General features: G+C 74.1%; 12 protein-coding genes. 4 read left to right on the top strand and 8 right to left on the bottom strand.

Annotated features, from left to right (window positions below; translation table 11 throughout):
* Positions 1-298 precede the first annotated feature (298 nt).
* The 5 genes from AB0399_RS33430 to AB0399_RS33450 all read right to left on the bottom strand — a co-directional run bounded on the left by AB0399_RS33430 (position 299) and on the right by AB0399_RS33450 (position 8256).
* The gene (locus AB0399_RS33430; protein ID WP_329374173.1) at positions 299-1384 is read right to left on the bottom strand and encodes a DUF1996 domain-containing protein; all 1086 of its coding nucleotides are present in this window, start codon (positions 1382-1384) and stop codon (positions 299-301) included.
* A gap of 672 nt (positions 1385-2056) precedes the next feature.
* A complete protein-coding gene (locus tag AB0399_RS33435) occupies positions 2057-5497 on the bottom strand; it encodes a hypothetical protein (RefSeq protein WP_366413854.1) in 3441 nt (1146 codons plus the stop codon).
* Positions 5498-5704: 207 nt separating this feature from the next.
* Complete coding sequence (locus AB0399_RS33440) at positions 5705-6475, bottom strand: methyltransferase (protein ID WP_366413855.1); 771 nt, start codon at positions 6473-6475, stop codon at positions 5705-5707.
* Positions 6476-6675: 200 nt separating this feature from the next.
* The gene (locus tag AB0399_RS33445) at positions 6676-7278 is read right to left on the bottom strand and encodes a GNAT family N-acetyltransferase (RefSeq protein ID WP_329367578.1); all 603 of its coding nucleotides are present in this window, start codon (positions 7276-7278) and stop codon (positions 6676-6678) included.
* Positions 7279-7386: 108 nt separating this feature from the next.
* Positions 7387-8256 (bottom strand): NAD(P)-dependent oxidoreductase, encoded by an 870-nt coding sequence (locus AB0399_RS33450; RefSeq protein WP_366413861.1) that lies wholly within the window; start codon positions 8254-8256, stop codon positions 7387-7389.
* Positions 8257-8432: 176 nt separating this feature from the next.
* Between AB0399_RS33450 and AB0399_RS33455 the strand changes: the two genes are divergently transcribed.
* The 4 genes from AB0399_RS33455 (at position 8433) to AB0399_RS33470 (ending at position 12545) form a co-directional block, all read left to right on the top strand.
* Entirely contained in the window at positions 8433-9170 is a 738-nt protein-coding gene (locus AB0399_RS33455) for a hypothetical protein (protein WP_366413856.1), read from the top strand.
* A gap of 58 nt (positions 9171-9228) precedes the next feature.
* Positions 9229-9807: a TetR/AcrR family transcriptional regulator gene (locus tag AB0399_RS33460; RefSeq protein ID WP_366413862.1), complete on the top strand. Its 579-nt coding sequence runs from the start codon at positions 9229-9231 to the stop codon at positions 9805-9807.
* Positions 9808-10012: 205 nt separating this feature from the next.
* Positions 10013-10522, top strand: coding sequence for a universal stress protein (locus AB0399_RS33465; protein ID WP_329367574.1), 510 nt, complete (start codon positions 10013-10015; stop codon positions 10520-10522).
* 178 nt (positions 10523-10700) lie between these two features.
* On the top strand, positions 10701-12545 hold the full coding sequence (locus tag AB0399_RS33470) for a prolyl oligopeptidase family serine peptidase (RefSeq protein WP_366413857.1): 1845 nt from the start codon (positions 10701-10703) through the stop codon (positions 12543-12545).
* Here AB0399_RS33470 and AB0399_RS33475 read toward each other — a convergent pair.
* The 3 genes from AB0399_RS33475 to AB0399_RS33485 form a co-directional block, all read right to left on the bottom strand.
* Positions 12525-13469 carry an SURF1 family protein gene (locus AB0399_RS33475; protein WP_366413858.1) on the bottom strand — a complete coding sequence of 315 codons (945 nt, stop codon included), beginning with the start codon at positions 13467-13469 and terminating at the stop codon, positions 12525-12527. The genes AB0399_RS33470 and AB0399_RS33475 overlap by 21 nt on opposite strands.
* 244 nt (positions 13470-13713) lie before the next feature.
* Positions 13714-15153: a hypothetical protein gene (locus AB0399_RS33480; RefSeq protein ID WP_366413859.1), complete on the bottom strand. Its 1440-nt coding sequence runs from the start codon at positions 15151-15153 to the stop codon at positions 13714-13716.
* Complete coding sequence (locus tag AB0399_RS33485) at positions 15150-15806, bottom strand: SigE family RNA polymerase sigma factor (RefSeq protein ID WP_329367568.1); 657 nt, start codon at positions 15804-15806, stop codon at positions 15150-15152. Before AB0399_RS33485 ends, AB0399_RS33480 begins: the two co-directional genes overlap by 4 nt.
* Positions 15807-16186 lie beyond the last annotated feature (380 nt).

Genomic DNA, 16186 nt, shown 5'->3' on the forward strand with positions numbered 1-16186 from the left:
TAAGTGAGGTCGGATTCGGTGCTGTTGACGGGATGGCCGGTGGTGTTGAGGACGTGGCCGAACGGCCCGACACCGGCGAGCGCCGCACGGCGCGACGGCCGGGAGGAGACGGGCGAGGCCCGAGGAGGTCGAGGAGCAGGAGGAGGAGCGGGCGGGTCGAGGGACGTGGGGGGTTGATGCGAGGAGCGTGTGGGGGTGTGCATGGATCACCTGTGGTGTTGGGGGGACAGGCTGGAACTTGGAGAGCGCTCTCCCGGGGGGTCCGAAGAGACCCGCCCGGGAGAGACCCGCGGACGGGTTACTGGATCAACTCGTAGTTGCTGTCGAGCACGGCACCCTTGTCGGGCTGGCTCTGGTCATAGCCGTGGTCGTCGCACTGGAGGCCGCCGTTGATGCAGTGGGTGACCATGGCGGACAGCGTCGCGTCGTCCCAGTCCGCGAAGAAGTCGTAGTGGAACGAGAAGCCGGCTCCACTGGACAGGTGGACCTGGGACATGTCGCCGTTGACCGGGAAGGCCATCTTGAACTCGATCATCGGCAGCGCGACCGGGTGGTCGGCCGGGCAGACGTTCTCGTTGTCGCCCGTCGCGATCGGATACGCCATGTGGCTCTGGTGGTCCGGCGTGTCGAGGTGGATGCCGTCCCAGCAGCTCGGCGCCTGCAAGCGGATGTTCAGCTGCACGTCAGGGGTGTTCGGGCAGGAGACCGGGATGTCGAAGTTCCCGTAGCTGTCCCCGCACTCCCAACCTTCCACCGTGCCCTTGAGGTTCTTGAACTGGTCCTCGGTCTGCATCGGGTTGCCGACCACGAACCGCAGCCCCTTGGGGAACGGCCGGACGCTGGTGTAGTCGTTCACGCCCGACTTGTAGTAGATCGTCTGCGGGCCGATCGGCAGGATCTTCTGGTCGCCGTTGAACAGGCTCGGCATCCAGTACGCCGACTTGTCGCCGGGCGCGTTGCACGTCGTGCCGCTCGCCGCGTCCAGGGACGCGGTGGTCGAGTCGGCGTTGGTGCTGACGTTGCCCATGAACGTGTGGTCGTGCGACTTGCCCGGCTGCCCGGGGAAGACGATCGGGTCGTCCGGCAGCGTGTGGGACGGCGCGCACTTCGCCTGGAACTCGTGGAAGTACGCGTGCGGCGGGTCGTACGTCGACGGCGTCACGCCGGTGACCGGCGGGTCGGCCATGATGTAGCCGTCGCCGTCGGGGTCGTCACCCGACGTCTTGGTCGACACCGGCATGTTCATCGGCATCGCCTGGCTGCCCTGCTTGGCCGAAACCGCGTGCGCGGCACTCGCCGTGCCGTGCGACGACGGTGCGGCGGAAGCGTTTCCGGTGAGTGCCACCGCGCCGCCGACCGCGGTCAGCGCGAGGGCGATGAGCAGCCCTGGAAGTTTTCTCGACCTGTGTGCCACGGAGACCTCCTCGTTCTCGTGGCTCCGGCGAATATCGCGTGGCGGCCGTTCCGCCTCCGGGGTTCCGCTTCCGGGGCGCACGCGGTTCGGCCGCCAGGCCGCGGAGAGTTCGGAGAGCGCTCTCCCGCGTCACGGCATGTTGCGCTCCTGGTTCAGGAGTGTCAACAGTTCTTGAAGTGGGCGCAGGGCGGCGCACCTCCGTGCAAGGGCGCCGGAACCGGGCTGGCCTGGTGCTTCACAGGTCATGGTGATTCCGTGAAGAATGTGAAGAGAAGGTGAACGACCCGATGCTCGGCGTGGTTCCGGTACTTGGTGGCCGTGGGACGGAAGGGGTTGCCGGGGCGTGGAGTTGCGCTGCCGCCGCGGGCGGACGGGCCCGGCGACGCCGCGTCCGGGCGGAGAGAGGGCTCGCTTGAACGGCTGACGGCCGGCCGCGAACGGGGTGACGCCCGGCCGCGAACGGGGTATCGCCCGGCCGTGAACGGGCCCACGCCGATGCCGCGTTGGAGAGGCGGCTCGCGCCCGCCCCGCCGAGGGGGCCGCGCCACGGGGACGTGCGCGTACGACGGCCGCTTCCCGCGGAGGAGGCGCCCGGCGATCCTTCGCGTGGAAGCGCCGGATCGCATACGACCGCGCCGCGCGCTACTCCACCGCGGTGGTCACCGCCAAGGCGGCGTCCCGTACGTCGGGGTCGGGGTGGCGGCGGAGCGCACGCAGGCGGGTGCGCCAGTCGTCGGTCCAGCCGGTACGCCCGCCGAGCGCCTCGGTGAGCGCCACGGCGAACTGCCCTGCCGCATGCCCGGGTTCGGCGCCGGCGAGCCGGTCCACCGCGGCCAGCAGGGTGAGCGGGTCGCCAGGGCGCCGGGCCGTGCTGAGGCGGGCGCGCAGGACGCCCGCGGTGCGCACGGCCAACACCGGGCGGCCGGCGTGCAGTGCCGCGAGGTCTTCCAGCGCGCCGATCACAGCGGCCGGCGGCTCGGCGTCGAGGTCGAGCGAGACGGCGGCGAGCCGCACGCCGAACGCCACGAAGTCCGGTTCCGCGCAGAGCATGTCGGCGGCACGCCGGGCCGCGGCGCGGGTGGCCGGGTCGCCGCGGCCCAGCACGTTCGTCGACAGCCGCGTGGTCAGGTGGCCGATCCGCTGCCGGGCCGGCCGGTCCCGTTCGCCCGCCGCGTCCTCTTCCCGTTCCGCGGCGTGCCCGTCGTCGGAGATGAGGCGGGTGAAGGCGTCCAGCAGCGCGGGCGCGCCGCCCGGGTCGGAGGCGAGCGCGACGAGCCCGTCGGAGGCGGCGCGCCAGGTCGTTCGGTTGGTGAGGTCGGTCGTCGCCGCGACCAGGATCGGAGCGGCCTCGGGGTACCACGGCGCCCATGTGCCGATCAGGCCGGTCGCGGTGTCGCCGGTCTCCGCGTCGGCGGACTCCCGTATCCGCGCCACCAGCCGCGCGTAGCGGGCGCGTTCGCCGGACAGCAGCTCGAAGGGCTTGGTGCGCAGGACCGCGGCCTGGGTGGCGGGCGGACCGGCGGCGGCGTCTTCGAGCAGTTCCCAGGCGACCGGGGAGCGCAGCAGCCGCGTCGCCGCGAGGGGCACGCAGGCGGCCCGTACGTCCGGGTGCTGCCCGGGCAGGTGGTAGGCCGCGCTGACGACGGCGACGGCGGTGCCGACCGGCAGGCGGTCGGCGGCCAGCCGGACCAGTTCCTTGCGGCTGGTGACCTTGGCCGCGGGTGGGGGCGTTCCGTCGGCCGCGGGCAACAGCGCGGCACGCAGGGCGACTTCCAGCGCGGACGGGGTGGTGAACCGCGCGGCGCGCCCGGCGGAGTACAGCGCGACCCGGGCGCGGTCGTCGGCGGCGTGCGCGAGCAGGATCGGGAGCGCTTCGGCGGGCCGGTCGGTCCAGCCGAGGGCTCCGAGTGCGGCCTCGGCGAGGACGGTGTCGGAGGAGTCGAGGTAGCGGCTGACGACCTGCAGCCCGACGTCAGGCAGTGAGGCCACGACGCGGATATGGTCGGCCCGTTCGTGCGGTGGCAGCGAGGCGTCGGCCGCCGCCTTCGCCAACAGGCTTGCGGCAGCGGACTGCTGGCGCGGCAGCCACCTGCCCGCGCCGTCCGTGGGCGGCAACCAGCGCGCACCGGCGGTGAGGAAGCGCCCGTATGGCGGCCGTTCTCCCAGGAGCGCGTCGAGCAGGTCGGTGCGGCGGTGGGTGAGGACGCGCAGGATCGGGTGGAGAACGGCGGCCGAGGGTTCGAGTTCCAGCACCCGGACGGCCCGCTCGCTCCTGGTCCTGGGGGCGTCCAGCCACAGGTCGACCGCGGTGCGCACCGTGGCGTCGTTCCCGAACTGCACTGCCTGCCACAGGAGTTCCTGTAGCTCCGGCATGCGGTGGGCCCGGCGGCCGAGCGCCCGCGCCAGCGCGAAGGTCAGCGAGTGGTCGACCTTGTCCGCGCCGGCCGCCAGCCACGGCCGCAGCGCCTCGAAGACCTGGAACTCCTGCCCGCGGCGCAGCACGGAGTCCAGCCGGCCCAGGTCGGCGCCGCCGGTGTCGCCCGCCAGCCGGGTGAGCGTCGTCAACGCGAAGGCGACCAGGGGCTGTTCGCCGCCGGCCGCGTGCTCCCGCAGCAAGGCGAGGGCCAGCCGGGACAGCGCGCCTCGGGTGCCGGCCGAACTGTCGCGGGCCGTCACGGCGTCGGCCGTGATCCGGTCGAGGGCGGCCGCGTCCGCCCCCGAGAACAGCCGCGGCGGGACCTCGGCGAGCGCGACAAGCGCGGGAGTGCGCACCGGTTCCTGCTCGTTGCGCAACCGCCCCAGTTCGCGGACGAGTTCGGCGACGGCCGCGGGGTCGGCCGACCTGGCGGCGTTCCGTACCAGCAGCGGGTACGCCTGCGCGCGGTCCTCGGCCGCGGGGCGGCGGGTGGCGGCCAGCAGCCGAGGACGGGCCTCGGCGACCGGGAGGTGGGTGACGACGGACAGCACGACGGCCCAGGGCGCCCCGCGCCGTTCGAGCTGTTCGGCCATCCGCCGCGCCTCGGACTGGGCGCGGCGGCGCGGAAGTACGTCGAGCAGGGCGTCGGACAGGCCGGTGCGGGTGAGGTCCTGGCCGGCGGTGGCGGCGTCGTAGCAGGCTTCCCGCCGGGACGGCGGCAGCGCGTGCAGCAGCAGGGCGAGGTGGCCGGGGGTGTGGCTCCAGGCCCGGCCGAGGTCGGCCAGTTCGGGCGGGTCGAGCCGGGCGACGCGGGCCAGGGCGGTGCTGGAGAGCAGGTCACGGGCGGGGATGGTGCCGCGCCGGGGTGCGGTGATCAGCCGGAGGGTGCGGCGGGGCGCCGCCCTGGCCAGCCACCCGAGGATGTTCCGGACCGGGAGAGGCAGTTGGGGTGGGCAGTGCGCTTCGAGCAGGTCGAGGACGCGCAGCGGCCGGGCCTCGGCCACCGCCGGGAAGACGTCGGCGTTGCGCGCCCACCACTGGGTGCGGGACTGCCGTGGCAGCTCGGCGAGTTGGCGGCTGACCTCGGCCAGCACCTGGTCGGGGTGGCTGCGTCCGAGCGCCCGCCAGTTCGCCACGGCGGGGAAGAGCTCGGGCAGCAGCCGCTCCACCGTCGCGGGCTCGCAGCCGGGAAGCAGCCGTGCCGCCTCCTCGTCGCCCCACAACTCCCGTACCGACGGCAGCAGACGCTCGGCGAGGGCGGTCCGGCCGCTCGCCACCACCACCGAGGCAAGCTGCCGTCGTGCGACCTGGGGTGCGTCGTGCATCGCCCGTTCCAGAGGCGTGTCGCTCACCGGCAGGCGGCGCGCCGCCTTCACCGCGTGCTTGCGCACCGCCGCGTCCGGGTCGGTGAGACGGGCCGCCAGGAATCCCACGTCCTGCCCGATCACCGCCGCGGCTCCGGCGAGCCGGCGCCCGTAGTGGCCCCGGCTGTCCAACTCGGCCAGCTCGGCGCGCAGATCGGACGTCCGGGCCGGGTCCGAGCCTGCTTGCCGCCGTCGTACCCACGCGGCCAGCTCCCGCGTGCGCTCGCCGTACGGCAACGGGTCGAGGGTGGCGAGCAGTTCGTCGACGGCGGCGCGTACCGGCCAGGCGGATGCGTTCGGCATGCCCCCATCCTCCAGCTCCGGTACGGGGTTTCGTACAGGTTTTCGCCCGCGGGTACGGGTGGCGGGCGAGGTGCCTGAACGGGGTCAGTCCGGGGCCAGTCCGGGGCCGGTCCGGGGCCGGTCCGGGGGCGGCCGGGTGCGGCCGGGGGCGGCTGATCAGGTCCGGCCGGGCGGGGCCCAGCGGGCCGGACCTCAGAGGGACAGGACTCAGAGGACCGGGGTGAGGGTGAGGTACGCCATGCCGAGGTGGCCGCGGTAGCCGCGCAGCCAGGTGGCGCGGTGGGCGTCGAGACGGGTGCGGGTCTCCTCGGCAAGTTGGTGGCCGGGGTGGGCGGCGAGCCAGTCCTCGACGTCGGACTGGTAGGCGGATTCGAAGTCCTCCCACTCGGCGGCGGAGGCGGTCTCGATCCAGGAGGGCCGGAAGCCGGCGGCGACCGCCAGGTCCACCAGGCCCGCGAGGTCGGGGAGTTCGTCGGCGGTGGCGTCCGGCCACATGGCGGCGAGGCGTTCGGGCGGCGGGGGATGCTCCCAGAAACCCTCGCCGAACAGCACGCGACCGTGCGGGGTCACCAGGCCGCGGAGTGCGTCAAGTGCGGCGCGGATGTGGTCAGGTGGGCTCTGGTCGGTGAGCGCGTGCCCGGCGCCGAGGCACACCACGAGGTCGGCCGGGCCCAGCGTCGTGCCGACACCGGACTCCTCGACGAACGCGACACGGCCGGCCAGGCCGCGGCGTTCGGCGTCGGCGCGGCCGCGCGCGGTGTCCTCGGCGTTCAGGTCGATCCCGATGCCGGTCGCGCCGGGCACGGCTTCGAGCAGGCGCAGCATGAACGCGCCCCAGCCGCAGCCGATGTCGAGCACCGTCCCGGGCGGCGCGGTGCCGGCCAGCCGGTCGATGATCCTCGTCGCCCGGGCTTCGGAGAGCGGTCCGTGGAAGGTGAGGCGGGTGAGGCGCGGTGGTGTGCTCTGGTCGTCGTCCATGTGCGGGCACGCTATGCGGCCGGATCGGCCGACCGGAAACGGATTTCGGCGCGGACCGCGAACGGCGGACCGCGAACGGCGGACCGCGGACCGCGGACCGCGGACCGCGGACCGCGAAAGGGTGGCACGAAAGGGTGAGCGGCCGTACGCGGGCGTACCCCGGACCGGCCCGCTTCCGGGCCCCGCCCTGATGGGACGGTTCAGCCCCGCTGCGCGGGTCGCGGCTCGCGCCACATCGGGTACATGTGCGGGCCGCCGGGCAGTTCGACCGGGGTGCCGAGGAAGGTGTAGCCGAGCCGCTCGTACAGCCCGCGGCTGCGCAGGCTGCTCGCCTCCAGGTACGCCGGCAGTCCCTCGCGGTCGCAGCGCTCCAGGGTGTTGGCGATGAGCGCGGCGCCGACTCCCTTGCCGCGTACGGATGGTGCGACGGCGATCATCATCAAGTACTCGTGGGCGCGGTCCTTGGGGTGGGTCGCCGAGGTGAGCCGGGCGATCTGCTCGACCCGCTCGTTGTCCGGGTCGACCGACTCCCGGAAGTGCGCCGGGTCGTCGGGGTCGCCGTGGTCGCCCGCCGGTACCGGCGCCCACAGCGCGCAGCCCGTGCCGTCCTCGGTGATGTCCGTGTAGCCCTCGCTGAGCGAGATCTCCAGGAAGGCGCCCATCAGCACGGCGTGGCTACGGCGCAGGTGTTCCTTGTCGGGGAAGACCCAGTTGCTGACCGGGTCCTGCGCGAAGCCCTCGTCGAGCAGCTTCACCACGGCTTCCCGGTCGCTCTCCCCGGCCCTGCGTATTGCGACGCCCATCGCGCGTTCCGCCTTCCGTACGTCCGTGTCCCGCCGGTCTTCCGCTCCGCCGCCGCAACTCGCTCGGGGTGTACGGCGGTTGCAGCCTAGACCGTTCTCACGGACCGGTCAGGGGGCGCCGGCCGCCCCGGTCCGGGCCTCGATGGCGCGCAGCACGGCCACCATGTCCGCGTCGCCGTGGCCGAGCCGTACGGTCTCGGCGAAGAGGCTGTGGCAGACGTCCAGCAGCGGGGAGGCCAGGCCCGACTGCCGGGCGGCGGACGCGATCAGCTCGTTGTTCTTGAGGACGTCCGACACCCCTGCCTGGACGGCGAAGTCACCGTCCCGCAGCTTCGGCGCCTTCATCCGGGACACCCCGCTGGCCATCGGTCCGGCGTCGAGCACGGCGAGGAAGCGGTCGCGGTCCAGGCCGTGCCGTTCGGCGAAGTGGAACGACTCCACCAGGCCGGTGACGGTGGTGATCAGGAAGAGGTTCACGGCGAGCTTCGTCAGCAGCGCCTCGGGCACGGCCCCGCAGACGAACACCTCGTGGCACATCGGCTCGATCAACGTCCGTACAGCGGCGACGGATCGCGCCTCCCCGGCGAGCATCCCCACCAACCGGCCCTCCTGCGCGGGCACTCGGGAGCCGGACACCGGCGCCTCCACGTAACCGCCGCCCGCCGCAAGGAGGTCGGCCTCCAGCTCCCGCGAGTACTCCGGCGAGGTGGTGCCCATGTGGACGAGCACGCGGCCGGTGACGCGCGCGGCGAAGTCGGGGGTGCCGCGGCCGAGCACGGCGTCGATGGCAGCGCCGTCGGAGAGCACGAGCAGGACGGTGCGGCAGCGGTCGAGGACCTCCGCGGGGCTCGCCGCGACGCTCGCGCCGGCCGCGCGCAGCGGCTCGCTGCGGGCGTGGGTGCGGTTCCACACCACGAGGGGGACGCCGGCCCTGGCGAGGTTCAGTGCCATGGGCTGACCCATGACGCCGAGCCCGATGAACCCGGTGGCGCCGGCGCCACTGTCCCCTCCCGCGCCGCCCCCGCCTCCCGCGCCGGGCGCCTCTCCCCCAGCGCCGGCCCGCCCGGTACCGCCAGTACGGCCTGCGTTCATTACGGACCACCCCGCCGTGCCCTCGCTTGCGATCTATGACGACGGTCATAATACTGGCGACCATGACAACCGTCATAACGGGTTCGCCGCAGCCCGGGCCGCAACCCGGACCGCAACCCCAGCCACGGCCCGCGCCCGAGCCACCGCCGGTCCCCGCGCCGTACGCGCCCGGGCCCTACGCACCCGGGACCGCGCCGCGCTGGCGGGTCGATGCCGTACGTCCGCAGGACGGGGCCGCGCTCGCCGAACTGTTCGCGCGCTGCTCCGCCGAGACGGTCCGGCTGCGCTTCTTCGGACAGCCGAGGGAACTGCCCCGCTCGTACCTGGACGCGATGCTCGCCGGCCGGCCGGAGTCGCACGACGCGGTGGTGGCGTACCCGCAGGGCCCTGGAGTGCCCGAGAGCCTTGCGGAGCACGGAGGTTGGACGGGCCCGGTCGGGCTGGGCAGCCTCGCGGCCGCCCGCGGCGGCGCGGACCCGGACGCGTACCCCTGCCCGGTCGGCGAGTTGGGGCTGCTCGTCGTGGACGGCTGGCAGCGGCTCGGCGCGGGGGCGGCCATGCTCGACGCGCTGTTCGACCGGGCCCGGACGCGCGGTGTGCGGCTGGTGTCGGCGTCGGTACTCCCGGGCCGGCGGGCGCTGTTGGGCGCGCTGGGCCGGCGGCTCCAGCCGGTGCGGATGACGCGTGACATCGACGCGCTGACCGGCGTCTATAGGCTGGGCCCGGAGCGGAGGACGGAGGCGGGAAACGGTGGACGCGGGCAAGACGGACCAGGCGAGCGTCGGCACGGCCGCGGGTGAGGCGGGCGCCGGCGAAGACACCTCCGCGCGGCCTCGTACGTACGGCCCGCGGGAGCGGATGGTGTTCAGCGCGGCCCAACTCATCCGCCGCGACGGCGTGAACGCAACCGGTATGCGCGAGGTGGCCGCCCACGCGGGCGCACCGCGCGGCTCCCTCCAGCACTACTTCCCGGGCGGCAAGGAGCAGTTGGTCAACGAGGCGGTGACCTGGGCCGGCCGTTACGCCGCCGGCCGGATCGACCGCTTCCTCGCCGCCCTGCCCGAGCCGTCGCCGAGCGCGCTGTTCACCGCGATGATCGGGCAGTGGACGCGGGAGTACGACACCGACGGCTACGGTTCCGGCTGCCCGGTGGCCGCCGCGACCGTCGACTGCGCGGAGTCCGCCGAGTCCACCCGCAAGGCCGCGGCCGACGCCTTCGCCACCTGGAACGCGCCCCTCGCCGCCGCCATCGCCGACCTCGGCGTGCCCGACGCACAGGCGCCCGCCCTCGCCACGCTCATGATCAGCACGCTCGAGGGCGCGCTCCTCATCGCCCGGGCCGAGCAGTCCAGTGCGCCCCTGCACACGGTCGCCCGCGAGTTGGGCCCCCTGCTCGACAGTTGCGCGGGCCTGCCGGGCACCCCCGCCGCGGGCTGAAGCGCGGGCACGGACCCGTACGCGGACGCGGTGCCAGCCGTAGCCGTAGCCTCCCGCACCGCCACACCCGCGAGAATCGCCCCTTCCGTACGACAATGCCCCACTACGTCCCCTAGGGTTTGCCGTGGGCAAGGCAAAGCCGGGCAGCACGTCCGGCGGCGGATCTTGCGGCGGGCCGCAGGACGTAGCGCGTGAGGAGCAGGCCATGACGGAGCCGGGTACCGAGCGGAGCGAGGCCACGAGCGCGCCCACCAGCGAGTCGGCGACGGAATACGGCCGGATCGTGGTCGGTGTCGACGGCTCCGATCCGTCCTTGCACGCGCTGCGCTGGGCCGACCGCCAGGCCACCTTGACCGGGGCGTCCCTGGAGGCGGTGACGGCGTGGGAGATGCCCGCGTCGTTCGGCTGGGGCGGCGCGGTGCCGGGCCTGCCGGAGGGCTACGACCTGGGCGAATCCGCGGCGCGGGCGCTGCGGGAGGCGTTGGAGAAGGCCCTGCCGCCGGACCGCGCCGCCACCGTCAGCCCGGTCACCGTGATGGGCAACCCGGCGCAGGTCATCCTCGACCGCGGCGAGGGGGCGGAGCTCATCGTGGTCGGCGTCCGCGGCCACGGCACGTTCCGCTCGACGCTGCTCGGCTCGGTCAGCCACACCGTGACGCTGCACGCGTCCTGCCCGGTCGTGGTGGTCCGCGGTGAGGCCCAGCAGGCGGACTGAGCGCAGGCGGGCAGGCGGACCGAGAGCAGGAAAGCAGGCGGGCTGAAGGCATACGATCGGCACCCCGCCCTCGCCCGCCTCCCCATCCCCATACCTCTGACCTGCGATGTCGCGGAGTTATCCACAGGCTGTGCGGGGAGTCGCACCGAAGGTGGGCGCGGCGGAGCATCATGGGGTCATGAACGAGATCACCGGGTCCGCCGTCGGACCCATGTCGGAAGCCGGCGCCATGCCGGCGTGGGAAACGCGGTTCCGCGCGCCTCGGGTGGGGCTGCCGGAGTGGGCCGAGGACGCCCCGGACCGCAGCCTGTTCGTGTCCAACGTGACGGGGACGTACGAACTGTACGCGTGGGACCGTGCCACCGGTGGCCGCCGCCAGGTCACCGACCGGCCGAACGGCACGACGGACGGCACCCTCAGCAGGGACGGCGCATGGGTGTGGTGGTTCTCCGACACCGATGGCGACGAGTTCGGCGTGTGGATGAAGCAGCCGTTCGCCGGCGGTGACGACATACCGGCCGCGCCCGGCCTTCCCCCCTCCTACCCGGCGGGCCTCGCGCTGGGCGTCGGCGGCCTGGCCGTGATCGGCCGCTCCACCGACGACGAAGGCACCTCCGTCCACGTCGTGCCCCCGACCGGCGAGGCGTACGAGATCTACCGTCACCCGGAGTCCGCGGGCGTCGGCGACCTCTCCGAGGACGGCACCCTGGTCGTGGTCGAGCACACCGAGCACGGCGACGCGATGCACAGCGCGCTGCGGGTTCTTCGCGTCTCCGACGGCAGCACCGTCGCGGAGCTGGACGACACCGACGGCGGCCGGCGCGAGCTGGGCCTGGACTGCCTCGGCTTCGCCCCGGTGCCGGGCGACACCCGGCTGCTCGTCGGCCACCAGCGTGCCGACCGCTGGCTGCCGATGCTGTGGGACGTGGCCGGCGGCGAGCAGACCGAGCTGGCCTTCGACCTGCCCGGCGACGTGCACGCCGAGTGGTATCCGGACGGCTCTGCGCTCCTGGTGGTGCACGACTTCCACGCCCGCGGCGAGCTGTTCCGGTACGACCTGGCGGACGGCTCGCTGACCCGGCTGGACACCCCGGCCGGCAGCGTGGGCGGGGCGAGCGCGCGGCCCGACGGCAGCGTGGAGTACCTGTGGTCGTCTGCCGAGCGGCCTCCGGCGGTGCGCTCCACCGCGGGCGGCGTCGTCCTGGAGGCGCCGGGGCTGCGCGCCCCGGACTCGGTGCCGGTGGAGGACGTGTGGGTGGACGGACCGGGCGGGCCGATCCACGCACTGGTGCAGCGGCCGCCTCGTGCGGCCGGTGACGACGACGCGCCGGGCGCGCCGTTCCCGACGGTCTTCGAGATCCACGGCGGTCCCACCTGGCACGACTCGGACTCCTTCGCCGCGGGCCCCGCGGCCTGGCTCGACCACGGCTTCGCGGTCGTCCGGGTCAACTACCGCGGCTCCACCGGTTACGGCCGGGAGTGGACCGACGCCCTCAAGCACCGGGTCGGCCTGATCGAGCTGGAGGACATCGCCGCGGTGCGGGAGTGGGCAGTGGGCTCCGGCCTCGCCGACCCGTCCCGGCTGGTCCTCACCGGCGGCTCCTGGGGCGGCTACCTGACCCTGCTCGGCCTCGGCACCCAGCCCGAGGCGTGGACGGTCGGCATCGCCGCGGTCCCCGTCGCGGACTACGCGACGGCGTACGCCGACGAGATGGAGGCGCTCAAGGCCCTGGACCGCACCCTGTTCGGCGGCTCCCCGCAGGAGGTCCCGGACCGGTACGAGACGTCCTCGCCGATCACCTACGTCGACAAGGTCACCGCCCCCGTCTACATCAGCGCGGGCATGAACGACCCGCGCTGCCCGATACGCCAGATCGACAACTACGTGGAGCGGCTGCGCGCCCTCGACAAGCCGCACGAGGTGTACCGGTACGACGCGGGGCACGGCTCGCTGGTCGTCGAGGAGCGGATCAAGCAGGTCCGGCTGGAACTGGCCTTCGCGCTACGCCACGTGGGCGGCTGACCCGACCGACACGGTGTCCCGGGCGCCCTCGTCGTCCCGCTCCCCCGGCTCGCCGTCCTCGGCCTGCGGGTCGGGGGCGGCGGGTCCGCCCGGCCGGCCGGAGCCGCCGGAGCCGCCCGGGCCGTCCGGTCCGTCCGGCTGGTCCGGGAGGATGCCGAGCTCCGCGTCGGCGCGTGCCTCGCCCTCGCGGCGGACGAACCGGAACCACATGAAGACGACGAAGCCCGCGAAGACGAACCACTGCCCGGTGTAGCCGAGGTTCTGGAACGCCTTGAGGTCGAGGCCGCTGTTCGGCGGGGCGGCCGGGGGCACCGCCGTCAGCGGCTTCGCGGGGTGGTTGGCGGTGATCCAGCCGTTGTAGACGGAATAGGGCAGCACATTGACCAGGGAGGCGCCGCTGATGATGCCGATCTGATCGGAGGGCAGCGCACCGCTGGTGTCCACGCCGCTGGTCTCGGTCGTCTCGGGGTACTGCATGGCCCCGGTGACGGTCACCTGCCCGGCGGGCGCGGCGGGCACGCTGCGGGCGTCGGCGGCCTTGCCCGGCAGCCAACCGCGGACCACGGGAAGGGCGGCGCCGTCGGACAGGCGCAGCGGGGTGAGGACGTAGTAGCCGTTGTGGCCGTCGAGCAGGCGGTCCGGGACGAGGAGTTGGTGCGCGGTGTCATAGCGGCCGGTGGCACTGACGATCCGCCCGCTGTCGTCGCTCCCGACCGCGGAGCCGGTCTTCGGCAGCACCCGCGCCAGGGGCACCGGCGCCGCGGCGGCCACGCGCTTCTCGTCGTGCTCGGCGCTCTTGTGCTGGTCGACCCGCATGTCGAACCGGCTGAGCTGCCAGCTTCCCATGAACACGCAGACCGGCACGGCCAGCAGTGCGAGCAGGCTGACCGCCAACCAACGCGGAGTGAGCAGGAACCGGTACACGCCACCACGTTACGGGGCGGGTCCTGGCGGGCCGCAACCGCCCCCGACCGGCCCGGGCGCGGCCGCCGCCGCGGGAGGCTCGCGCCTGCTCACGGGCCTGGTCCGGCGTTCCCGTCCCCCGGTTGCCGATCCGGTGTTCCGGTCCAACGCCCCGGTCCGGGGGTCCCGGCCGACGCTCCGGCCCACGCGTGATCCGCGCCCCCGGCCCACGTACGCGGGCCGCGGGGGCTGGGGGGCGCCGCGGCTACGGCGTGGTGGCGAGCGCCTCCGCTATCGGAGGCGTCGTGTAGACGGTGCCCGCGCAGGCACCCTGGATGACCGGGCCGGCGACGACAGGCGCGCCCGCCGCCGGGGTGTGGTCCAAGGTGACGCTGGCCGGCGCGGAGGTGGGCGGGACGCCGCCGGCCGGCTGGACGTTGCCGCTTGACGAGTCCGAGCCGGAGTCCGTGCCCTGGTCGCTGCCGTCCGAACCGGTCGAGGACGGTGTCGGCGTCGAGGAGGTGGGCGGGGTCGTGGTGGCGACGCAGCCGGTCGTCCCCGAGGTGGGCACCCAGGCGAAGGCGACCTCGTAGTCCTGGCCGGGGCCGAGCACGATCGGGGTCTCGGCCATGACGGCGGGCAGGCCCGTCGCCGGGTCGCCCTGGGTGTGGCCGACGACCTGGATGGCGGCCTGCTCGGCGGAGCCGTGCGCCACGGCACGGATGACGCCGCCGCTGGGCACCGTGCACGGGGTGCCGGAGACGTTGGCGACGCGGAACCAGCCGTAGACGCGGCCGTCGGCGTCGGGGGTGTCGGCCTCGCTGAGGCCCTGGCCGAGCTGGGCACTGGAGCAGTCGGGCGCCGGGGCTCCGCTGCCGGACGGGGTGCTCCGGGGGCCGGTGGGCGTACCGGCGGGCGGGCGGTCCTTGTCGGGCCGGTGGGTGGCCTTGCCCGACGGGTCCGCGGCGTCGCCCTTGCGGTGACCGCCGGCGTCGGGGGTGACCGTGTACGAACTGCCGACGCCGACCTGCGCGGCGGTGGTGTGCCCCGACCTGCCCGCGACCCGGACGACGGCGGGCACCGCCAGGCCCACGAGGATGACAGCCGCGACGGCACCGAGCACCGCCTGGCGACGGCGCTGGCGGCGCAGCGGTACGGCCCGCCGCAGGTGTTCCAGCGCGTCAGGGGAGGCGTGCAGCCCGTCGACGGCCTGGTGCATGAGGGCACGCAGCGAGGCTTCGTCGGAGGTCAGGTCGTCCAGGTCGGTGGCGCCGCTGAGGGGCGTCACGTCGTGCATGATCGGTTCGCCGACGGGATCGGCGTGGCCGGACACCGCACGGACGGGAGCCGTCGGCTCGTCGGCACCCGCGTTGGTGGAGCCCGCGTCGGTGGAGCCCGCATCCGCGGAACCTGAGTCGTCGGCAACCCCAGCCGCATCCGCATCCGCATCCGCCGAACCTGACGCCGCGGAACCCGAGTCGTCGGCGTCCGCCGCGCCAGGGGACGCCGGTTCGGCCGGCGTCGGCGGTTCCTGCTGCGCGGACGCCTCGTCCCGCGTCTCGTCCTGCGGCGGCTCGTGCGGCTCGTGCGGGTCGTGCGGGGCTCGGGGGGTCTGCTCGTCCATCTCGGGTGCGTCGTCGGGGCCTTCGGGGCCGTGGGTGCCAGTGGGGCCGTTGGGGCCCTGGGGGTCGTGCGGAGGTCTCATGACGTCGCCTCCATCGCGACGCGCAGCGCCGCAAGACCACGCGAACCGTACGCCTTCACCGAGCCCAGGGAAATCCCCAGGGTCTCCGCGACCTGCGCCTCGGTCATGTCGACGAAGTAGCGCAGCACGAGGACCTCGCGCTGGCGGCGCTGGAGTTTGCGCATCGCCGCCTTGAGCTGGTCGCGTTCCAGGATCTCGTACGCGCCCTCCTCAGCGCTGGCCATGTCCGGCATCGGCTTGGCCAGCAGCTTGAGGCCGAGGATGCGCCGACGCAGCGCCGAGCGGGAGAGGTTGACCACGGTCTGCCGCAGATAGGCGAGGGTCTTCTCGGGGTCGCGGACGCGGCTGCGGGCCGAGTGCACCCGGATGAACGCCTCCTGGACGACGTCCTCGCAGGAGGCGGTGTCGTCCAGCAGCAGCGCGGCCAGCCCGAGCAGCGAGCGGTAGTGGGCGCGGTAGGTCTCGGTGAGGTGGTCCACGGTGGTGCCGACGGCCATCGCCCCTTCAGCGCCGTCGTGGTTCGCGCCGGCCACCCGCACCGGCCAGGGCGCGATCACCGGCAGACCGCCGGTCGCCGTACGCGAGGGCCGCGGAGGCGCGATCGTACCGCCACGCCGCCCGAATCCCGTCTCGATACCCCATGCCTCCGCCACGCCAGTTGGACACGCATCCCCCCGCGAGGGTTGTACGCGCAAGGCACTTCGCTCGACGGAGTGCCACATATCGCCATGCGTACCAGCTCTTCCTCAATGCCGCGCAATGCCCCACCTGCACCGACCGCCCCCGGGTCGGCGCTCGGTGTGCACCACCCTAGGGGAGCCCTGTGAGCCCCGTGGGCGTGCGTTGACACAAAGACGCTCCCCCACGGCCATCGGTTGCGGCCGAGGGGGAGCGAATGTCCGACGTCGCGGGCAACGGCCCGCCGAGCAGCCGCCCGGCTAGGCCGTGTTTTGGAAGTCCCGCCTGGCCCGTGGCGCCTGGCACGCACGCTCGCTTCGTTGTCGGGCTTGTCCGAGTAGGCCCACTACGAGGA

This window comes from Streptomyces sp. NPDC088194, from assembly GCF_040702025.1.
Taxonomy (GTDB): domain Bacteria; phylum Actinomycetota; class Actinomycetes; order Streptomycetales; family Streptomycetaceae; genus Actinacidiphila.